Origin of the sequence: Microbacterium sp., from assembly GCF_041909575.1 — a bacterium.
Lineage (GTDB): Bacteria > Actinomycetota > Actinomycetes > Actinomycetales > Microbacteriaceae > Microbacterium.
Window position 1 is genome coordinate 1 of the sequence record NZ_JAYRDE010000137.1, and the last position, 6,965, is coordinate 6,965.

Annotated in this window: 9 protein-coding genes and 1 pseudogene; 2 read left to right on the forward strand and 8 right to left on the reverse strand. The window is 74.3% G+C overall.

Annotated features, from left to right (window positions below; all coding sequences use genetic code 11):
* The 7 genes from ACE3O1_RS14095 to ACE3O1_RS14125 all read right to left on the reverse strand — a co-directional run.
* Positions 1–411, reverse strand: a 411-nt coding sequence (locus ACE3O1_RS14095; RefSeq protein ID WP_374316097.1) for a hypothetical protein, incomplete at its 3' end; no start/stop codon positions are given.
* Positions 395–1,135: a RibD family protein gene (locus ACE3O1_RS14100; RefSeq protein WP_374316099.1), complete on the reverse strand. Its 741-nt coding sequence runs from the start codon at positions 1,133–1,135 to the stop codon at positions 395–397. The genes ACE3O1_RS14100 and ACE3O1_RS14095, both read right to left, overlap by 17 nt.
* Positions 1,132–2,256 carry a lysylphosphatidylglycerol synthase domain-containing protein gene (locus tag ACE3O1_RS14105; protein WP_374316101.1) on the reverse strand — a complete coding sequence of 375 codons (1,125 nt, stop codon included), beginning with the start codon at positions 2,254–2,256 and terminating at the stop codon, positions 1,132–1,134. The genes ACE3O1_RS14100 and ACE3O1_RS14105 overlap by 4 nt, the downstream gene beginning before the upstream one ends.
* Positions 2,157–2,954 carry a class I SAM-dependent methyltransferase gene (locus ACE3O1_RS14110; RefSeq protein WP_374316103.1) on the reverse strand — a complete coding sequence of 266 codons (798 nt, stop codon included), beginning with the start codon at positions 2,952–2,954 and terminating at the stop codon, positions 2,157–2,159. Before ACE3O1_RS14110 ends, ACE3O1_RS14105 begins: the two co-directional genes overlap by 100 nt.
* Positions 2,951–3,973, reverse strand: a complete 1,023-nt coding sequence (locus ACE3O1_RS14115; RefSeq protein WP_374316105.1) for a glycosyltransferase family 4 protein — start codon at positions 3,971–3,973, stop codon at positions 2,951–2,953. The genes ACE3O1_RS14110 and ACE3O1_RS14115 overlap by 4 nt, the downstream gene beginning before the upstream one ends.
* Positions 3,970–4,365, reverse strand: coding sequence for a 6-pyruvoyl tetrahydropterin synthase family protein (locus ACE3O1_RS14120; RefSeq protein ID WP_374316107.1), 396 nt, complete (start codon positions 4,363–4,365; stop codon positions 3,970–3,972). Before ACE3O1_RS14120 ends, ACE3O1_RS14115 begins: the two co-directional genes overlap by 4 nt.
* A complete protein-coding gene (locus tag ACE3O1_RS14125) occupies positions 4,362–5,336 on the reverse strand; it encodes a zinc-binding alcohol dehydrogenase (RefSeq protein ID WP_374316109.1) in 975 nt (324 codons plus the stop codon). The genes ACE3O1_RS14120 and ACE3O1_RS14125 overlap by 4 nt, the downstream gene beginning before the upstream one ends.
* A gap of 86 nt (positions 5,337–5,422) precedes the next feature.
* Here ACE3O1_RS14125 and ACE3O1_RS14130 point away from each other — a divergent pair, with 86 nt between their 5' ends.
* Both ACE3O1_RS14130 and ACE3O1_RS14135 read left to right on the forward strand, forming a co-directional pair.
* The gene (locus ACE3O1_RS14130) at positions 5,423–6,166 is read left to right on the forward strand and encodes a CDP-alcohol phosphatidyltransferase family protein (RefSeq protein ID WP_374316111.1); all 744 of its coding nucleotides are present in this window, start codon (positions 5,423–5,425) and stop codon (positions 6,164–6,166) included.
* Complete coding sequence (locus tag ACE3O1_RS14135; RefSeq protein ID WP_374316113.1) at positions 6,163–6,579, forward strand: hypothetical protein; 417 nt, start codon at positions 6,163–6,165, stop codon at positions 6,577–6,579. The genes ACE3O1_RS14130 and ACE3O1_RS14135 overlap by 4 nt, the downstream gene beginning before the upstream one ends.
* 113 nt (positions 6,580–6,692) lie before the next feature.
* On the opposite strand, the pseudogene ACE3O1_RS14140 reads toward ACE3O1_RS14135, so the two are convergent.
* A pseudogene (locus tag ACE3O1_RS14140) lies at positions 6,693–6,965 on the reverse strand (serine hydrolase); the annotation flags it as partial.

Sequence of the window (6,965 nt, forward strand, 5' to 3'; positions counted from 1 at the left end):
GGCCAGGACCGCAGCGGATGCCGCGCCGACCGGCCCCATGGCATCCGCCACGACGCCGTAGCCGTCGACGACCGCCTTCCCGTCGTCGGCGACGTTGAACGGCCGGTCGATGGTCGCCCGGAACGCGAGGTCGAGGGCGGCGACCAGGACGGCGACGACCACCACCGCGGCGAAGGCGACCGCCGCGGTGGTGCGCACCGCCCGCCCCGCCGCGAGGAGCAGCACGAGCACGATCGCTATCGACTCGCCGGGAACCGCGACGAGCGCGGCGGGCCCCGCGCCGGCGAGGACCCCCGGCACGAGCGGCACGACGAGCAGCGCCAGGACGGCGACCGCCGTGAGCGCGGCGGCGCGGCGCTCACGGCGCGCGGAGCGCTCGTCCGGGACCCGCAGGTCAGACGGGCCGTTCACCGTCGGGGGGCCCTTGCGGGATCGCGTCGGCACCGGCACCCGCCTCGAACCGGTCCGACAGCGCGTAGCGCAGCAGCACCACGTCGTCGATCGGCCGCGTCTCGGTGAGCCGCGCGCGGCGCGAGGCGTTCCACGGGAAGCGCCCCTCGCCGACGAAGCGCGGCGCCTGCGACTCCCCCACGAAGAACGGCGCGATCACGAGCTGCAGCTCGTCGGCGACATCCTCCACCAGGAACTGCGTGTGCATGCGTCCGCCGCCCTCGACCATGAGGCGATGGATGCCGCGCTCGGCGAGGTCGTCCACGACGGCCGCCATCGTCACCTCGTCCCCGAGCGCGACGACGGTCGCCACGGGTGCGAGGGTGCGCGCGATCCGCGCCGACTCGCCCCGGGGGCAGTAGACGATCTTCTCGATGTCGCCGGCGCAGAAGAACGACGAGTCCGCGGGCAGGTCGCCGCTCGCCGTGACGGTGACCTTCACGGGCGTCTCGGGACGGTGGTCGTGGAGGCGCAGCATCCGTCGCCGTTCGCTGCGCACGAGCAGCCGCGGGTTGTCACGGCGCACCGTCGAGGCGCCGACCATGATCGCGTCGCTGTCGGCGCGCAGCCGGTCGACGCGGTCGAAGTCCTCGGCGTTGGACATCGCGAGCCTGCGCGGCGCCTCGCTGTCGAGGTAGCCGTCGAGCGACATCGCGCAGCTGAGGGTGACGTAGGGCCGGCTCATGAGGGAACTCCGTTCCCGCGGGTACGGAGGGTGCTGCGACTCCGCCGGCGACGGACGACGGATGCCGCGACGACGATCGCTCCCGGAGCGACGGCGATCATCGCCAGCACGCCGTACGCGGTGGCCGCGGCGAGCCCCGCCGCCGCGCCGAGCCCCGCCATGCCGAAGGCCCACGCGGCAGCGCCCTCGCGAGGCCCCCACCCACCCAGGCTGAACGGGATCGACGAGGCCAGGACCGCCACGAGGGCCGCCGCCGTCACTCGCTCGGGTGACGCCGCGACGCCGACGGCGGCGCACGCGACGAGGAAGGTCGCGACGTGCGCGCCGAGGACGACGACGGATGCCGCGGCCACGCGCAGCACGGTGCCGGCCGAGGCGAAGGCGTCGCGCAGCACGGCGAGCTCCCGCAGGAGAGCGCCCCGCACGCGGCGGCTGACCCCTGCGGCCACCGCGAGCACCGCCAGGAGCATCGCGACGACGGCGACGACCATGACCGCCGAGCCGGCCGCCGATGCACCGATCGCGAGCAGCACGGCGATCGCGAGGGCGAGCTGCACCGCCTGCCCGGCCGCACGCTCGGCGGCGACCGCGCGGGACGCCTGCGCGACCTGCGCCACGCTGCGGCCGTGCGACACGGCCCGGTGGATGTCGCCCACGACCCCGCCCGGGAGCACGGTGTTGAGGAACTGGGACCGGTAGTAGGCGCCGATCGACTCACCCCATCCCAGGCGCAGGCCCATCCGCGCAGCGAGCGTGCGCCAGCGCCAGGCGGCCGCGGCCGTGGCGACCGCGGCGAGCGCCAGCGCGGCGGCGATCGCGGGCACCGAGATCGACGAAATCCCTCGCACGAACGGCTCCCCGCCGACGATCCCCGCGACGCCCGCGAGGACCCCCGCCCCGGCGACGCCCCGCACCCACGGCCCCCACCTCGCCGGGTGCCTTCTCGAGAGAGCGCGAATCGCCGTTCCCGGGGCCTCGGATCGGTCGTCTGCGCTCTCTCGGCGAGAATCCGTCACGGCGCTCATGCCGGCCACGCGAGGAGGTCGTGGTGGTGGACGGCGACGCGCAGCCGGCCGGCGGCGAGCTGCGCCGCGCGCGTGCGGGCGTACTCGTCCGCCCATTCCGTGAGCGCCGGGCGCTCCTCGACGGCCGCGGCGAGCCATCCCTCGAGCCATTCACCGACGAGTGCGGGGTCGCCCCCGAGGCGCCAGGGCGAGGCATCCGTCCGCACCGACCATCCCGCCGCGCGGAAGAGCTCGGCCGCGACCGCGACCGCGTCGGGACCGAGCAGGCGGCGCCCGTGGGCGACGCGGCGCTGGTGGTCGTTGAAGGCGGCCTCGAACAGGCGGTCGCCGGGGTCGACCGGGTCGATGTCGACACGCCCCGCGACAGTGAGGGCGAACAGCGCCGGCGCGCCCGCGCGAACGCACGCCGCGACGATCGCCTCGACCTCGTCGGCCGAGAGCACGTCGAGGAGCGCGGAGGTCACCACGAGCGACGCACCCGAGAGGTCGTCGGCCCCCAGGTGCTCGAGGTGGCCGACGCGGCTGTCGACATCCGACACCGACGCCGGCGGCTCGGCGGCCGCGTGGGCGAGGAGGTCGGCATTCCAGTCGTGCAGCACCCAGGTCTGCGGCGCGGGCAGCTGCGGCGCCAGCCATCGCATCATCGATCCGGTGCCGCTTCCCAGATCGTGCACGACGGCGGGCGGGTGCACGAGACGCGCCGCCCGGCGCGCCAGGGAGTGCGACCGGGCCGCGGCGTCGGCGGGCTCGCGCAGCGTGAGCCAGTCGGCCGAGACGGGGATGACGACGCTCACCGGAGCCCCCGCAGCGCCCGATCGACCCGGACGGCGGTGTCGCTCCAGTCGGCCCGGTGCGGCCCCTCGCGCCGCGCCTCGGCCGTGAGCGCGTCGCGCAGACCGGGCTCGGTCATCCACCGCCGCAGCGCCTCGCGGAGCGCCGCAGGTCGGCCGGGCGACACCAGGATCGCCGCGCGACCGGGATCCACCGCCTCGGGGATCCCCCCGACACGCGTGGCGATGACCGGGATGCCGCGGCGCAGCGCATCCGCGACGGCCATGCCGAAGCTCTCCGTGCGCGAGGGCGCGACGAGCACATCGGCGCGGTCGTAGAGGGCGTCGAGCTCGCGGCGGCCGACCGCCCCGGCCCATCGGATGCGATCGGACACCCCGAGATCGGCCGCCCGGTCCGCGACCCGGCGGGCGAATGCGGGGTCGACGGCGACCGAGCCCGCGATCGTGCAGGTCCATCCCGGCCCGAGTGCGGCGAGCGCGTCGACGAGCACGTCCTGGCCCTTGTGGGGGGCGACGGCACCCACGCACAGCAGGGACGCGCGCGACGCGGTGCCCTCGGCCAGCGGGGCGTCGTCGGTCCCGGGCGGGGCGACCGCGACCCGCTCGGGGGCGACGAGGCCCCGGGCGACGAGCTCGTCGCGCGCCCACGCGCTCGTCGCCAGCACCAGGTCCGCGCAGGCGAGCGCGCGCCTCTCGGCCGCGAGCGCTTCGACGTCGGCATCGGCGAACGCCCCGGCCACCATGTGCACGAGCAGAGCCAGGCGCACCCGGCCGCGCGCCCTCTCGATCGCCTCGGGCGCACGGATCGCGACGAGCCCGTCCACCAGGGCGAGCCCGTCCGACGGCACCGTGGCGAGCGCGGCCGGCGACGAGGCATCCGCCCCGCTCTCGACCAGGCGCACATCCCAGCCGAGCCCGCGCAGCCCGTCGGCGACGCGGAGGTCGAAGACGTTGCCCCCGCTCACCCGCGCCGGATCGTCGACCCCCTCGGGGACGACGAACCACAGCACCGGGTCGGTCACAGCTCCACCTCGAACGACGCCCAGGCGATGTGGGACTCGCGGAGCGTCACGACGATCCCGGTGAGCGGCGCATCGCCGAGCGAGCCGTCCCGCGCCGCGGCGACGAGCTTCTCGGCGATCACGCCGCACAGCCGCTCCGTCGTCGTGTTCACGCCGGCGAACTCGGGCTCGTCATCGAGATTGCGGTACGACACGGGCGAGAGGATGCCGCGCAGCACCTCGCTCGCACGCCCGATGTCGACCACGACGCCGTCATCGCCGAGCTCCGCCGCGCGGAACGTCGCGTCGACCACATAGGTGGCGCCGTGCAGGCGCTGGGCCGGGCCGAACGCCTCGCCGGCGAGGCTGTGGGCGATCATCATGTGGTCGCGGACCGTCAGGGAGTAGGTCATGCGTCGCTCCAGTCGATGGTGTGGCAGAGTCCCGGCGCCGACCCGTCCGCGATCGCCGCCATCACATCGGGGAGGTCGCGCCAGGAGGACTCCCCCGTGAGAAGAACGTCGAAGACCGGGTCGCGCAGCAGGTCGAGTGCGAGCGCGAGACGGTCGCCGGTGCTGCGGGTGGCCCGCCGGCGCGGCGACACCATGCCGACCTGGCTCGAGCGGACCGTGAGGCGCCGCGAATGGAACGCTCCGCCGAGGTTCACGCTGACCGCGCGGTCGCCGAACCAGCTCGCCTCGACGACCTCGCCCTCGATCGCGGCGGTGTCGATCGCCAGCTGCAGTCCTTCCGCCGAGCCACTGGTGTCGATCACCAGGTGCCGGTCCCCCAGCGCCGTGCCGGGCGACGCGAAGGCCACCCCGAGGTTCTCCGCCGCCTCCGCCTTGGTGGCATCCACGTCCACGAGCGCGACCTCGACGCCCGGGATGCCGCGGGCGAGGCGCGCGACCGCGCAGCCGATCATGCCCGCCCCGACGACGCTGATCCGGTCGCCCACGAGGGGCGCGGCATCCCACAGGATGTTCACCGCCGTCTCCACCGCCCCCGCGAGCACGGCGCGCCGCGGCGGAACGCCCTCGGGCACCACCGCGACCGCGGACGCCGGCACGACGAAGGCCGACTGGTGCGGGTAGAGGGTGAAGACCGTGCGTCCGACCAGCTCCTCCGGCCCCTGCTCGACGACGCCGACGTTGAGGTAGCCGTACTTCACCGGCGCCGGGAAGTCGCCCTCCTGGAACGGCGCGCGCATCCGCTCCCGCTCCGTCGCGGGCACCTTCCCGCGGAACACGATCGACTCGGTGCCGCGGCTGATGCCCGTGACGAGGGTGCGCACGACGACGTCGCCGGGCCGCGGGTCGCCCGGTGCGACCTCCCGCAGTGCCCCTCCGGAGGGGGCCTCGACCCAGAACGCCGTCGCCCGCATCAGGCGCGCATCCCGCCGGATTGAACCGGAAACCGCCCCGGATCCGTGTCACCGGTGATATCCATGACGGAGAAACGGTGCTCCCCATGCCGATGGTTCATCTCGCTCCGCTCCTGTCGACGCTGGCAGGGGTGGCCGGCCTGCTCGCCGTCGACCGTCTGTCCCCGCTGTCGGCGGCCGGATGGACCACCGGACTCGCCTACCTTGTCGCGTCAGGCGCCCTCCTCGCCAGGGGGTTGCGTCGCGCGCGGACGTCGTCGTTCGGGTGGGCGAACGCGGCGACGGCGACGAGGTCGACGCTCGTCGGCCTCGTCACGGCCCTCGTCGCGACGTCGTTCACGGCCCCCGTGGCCGTGCCGCTCCTCGCGGGGATCGCAGCCGTCGCGCTCGCGCTCGACGCCGTCGACGGCTGGCTCGCGCGCCGCACGCACGGCGAGAGCGAGCTCGGCGCCCGGTTCGACATGGAGGTCGACGCGTTCCTGCTCCTCGCGCTCAGCGCCTACGTCGCGCACAGCCTGGGCTGGTGGGTGCTGGTGATCGGGATGCTGCGCTACGCGTTCGTCGCCGCCGGCTGGGCGCTGCCGTGGATGCGCCGGACCCTCCCGCCCCGGTACTGGCGCAAGGTGGTGACGGCCGTGACGGGCGTCGCCCTGGTCGCCGCGGCATCCGGTCTCCTCCCCTTTGCGGGCGACCTCGCCGTCACCCTGCTGGCCCTGGCCCTGCTGCTCGAATCGTTCGGCCGCGACGTGCTGTGGCTCGCCGCGCACCGCAGGCTCCCGGCCACCCGCGATGAAGCGGACCAACGAAGGAATGTGAGGTCGACGACATGACCGAAGGCAACTCGCGGCTCCTCTGGGCGCTGCGCATCCTGAGCGCGCTGTTCCTGCTCGCCGCCGGCGGCATCCATCTGTATCTCGTCTTCAACGGCACCGGGGGCGTGCTCGGCGTCATGTTCGTGCTGAACGCGGTCGCCGCGCTGGTGCTGGCGATCGCGATGCTGGTGCTGCACGGACGGATGCTGCGCCTGGCCACCGTCCTGAGCCTGCTGTTCCTCGTCGCGACGCTCGGAGCGCTCGTGCTCGCGCTCACCGTGGGACTGTTCGGAATCCGCTCGACCTGGGACCTCGCGCTCGTTCCGGAGACCGTGATCATCGAATCGATCGGCATCGTCGTGCTCGCGATCACGACGTACGCCGTGTTCCGGACGCCGCTCCCCGCCGCGGCGCGGCGTGAGGGGGTCTAGCCGGGCTGCGTCGCTGACACGAGATGAGGAGAGGTCCCGAGATGAGGAGAGGATGCCGCGAATCGGCCTCAGTTCGCGATTTGTCGTCATCCGCCGCGGGGCCACTCACCGCGTCAGAACACGTACTCCATGAGCTCCATGCCGAGCGTGCGGAAGGCCTCGTGCGCGCGCATCCGATGCATGATCGACAGGTCGTCGAAGCACACGATGAGCGCGTAGGAGACCCCGGCGCGCGGGCCGGCCAGCACGCCCGCTTCGACGCGGATGCCGGCATCCCGGCCCGTCTTGTTGATGAAGAGCATGCCGTGCTCGTCGTTCTCGTGCGAGAACGGATCGAGGCCGGTGGCCGAGGCGACGAGCGACAGGTCGTGGTTGAGGCTCAGCCA

Bases quoted from the DNA above. Each gene is read 5' to 3' on its own strand.
- ACE3O1_RS14125 (WP_374316109.1), bottom strand. From the start codon at position 5,336: ATGCGGGCGACGGCGTTCTGGGTCGAGGCCCCCTCCGGAGGGGCACTG.
- ACE3O1_RS14135 (WP_374316113.1), top strand. From the start codon at position 6,163: ATGACCGAAGGCAACTCGCGGCTCCTCTGGGCGCTGCGCATCCTGAGC.
- ACE3O1_RS14100 (WP_374316099.1), bottom strand. From the start codon at position 1,135: ATGAGCCGGCCCTACGTCACCCTCAGCTGCGCGATGTCGCTCGACGGC.
- ACE3O1_RS14130 (WP_374316111.1), top strand. From the start codon at position 5,423: ATGCCGATGGTTCATCTCGCTCCGCTCCTGTCGACGCTGGCAGGGGTG.
- ACE3O1_RS14120 (WP_374316107.1), bottom strand. From the start codon at position 4,365: ATGACCTACTCCCTGACGGTCCGCGACCACATGATGATCGCCCACAGC.
- ACE3O1_RS14105 (WP_374316101.1), bottom strand. From the start codon at position 2,256: ATGGGCGGACGAGTACGCCCGCACGCGCGCGGCGCAGCTCGCCGCCGG.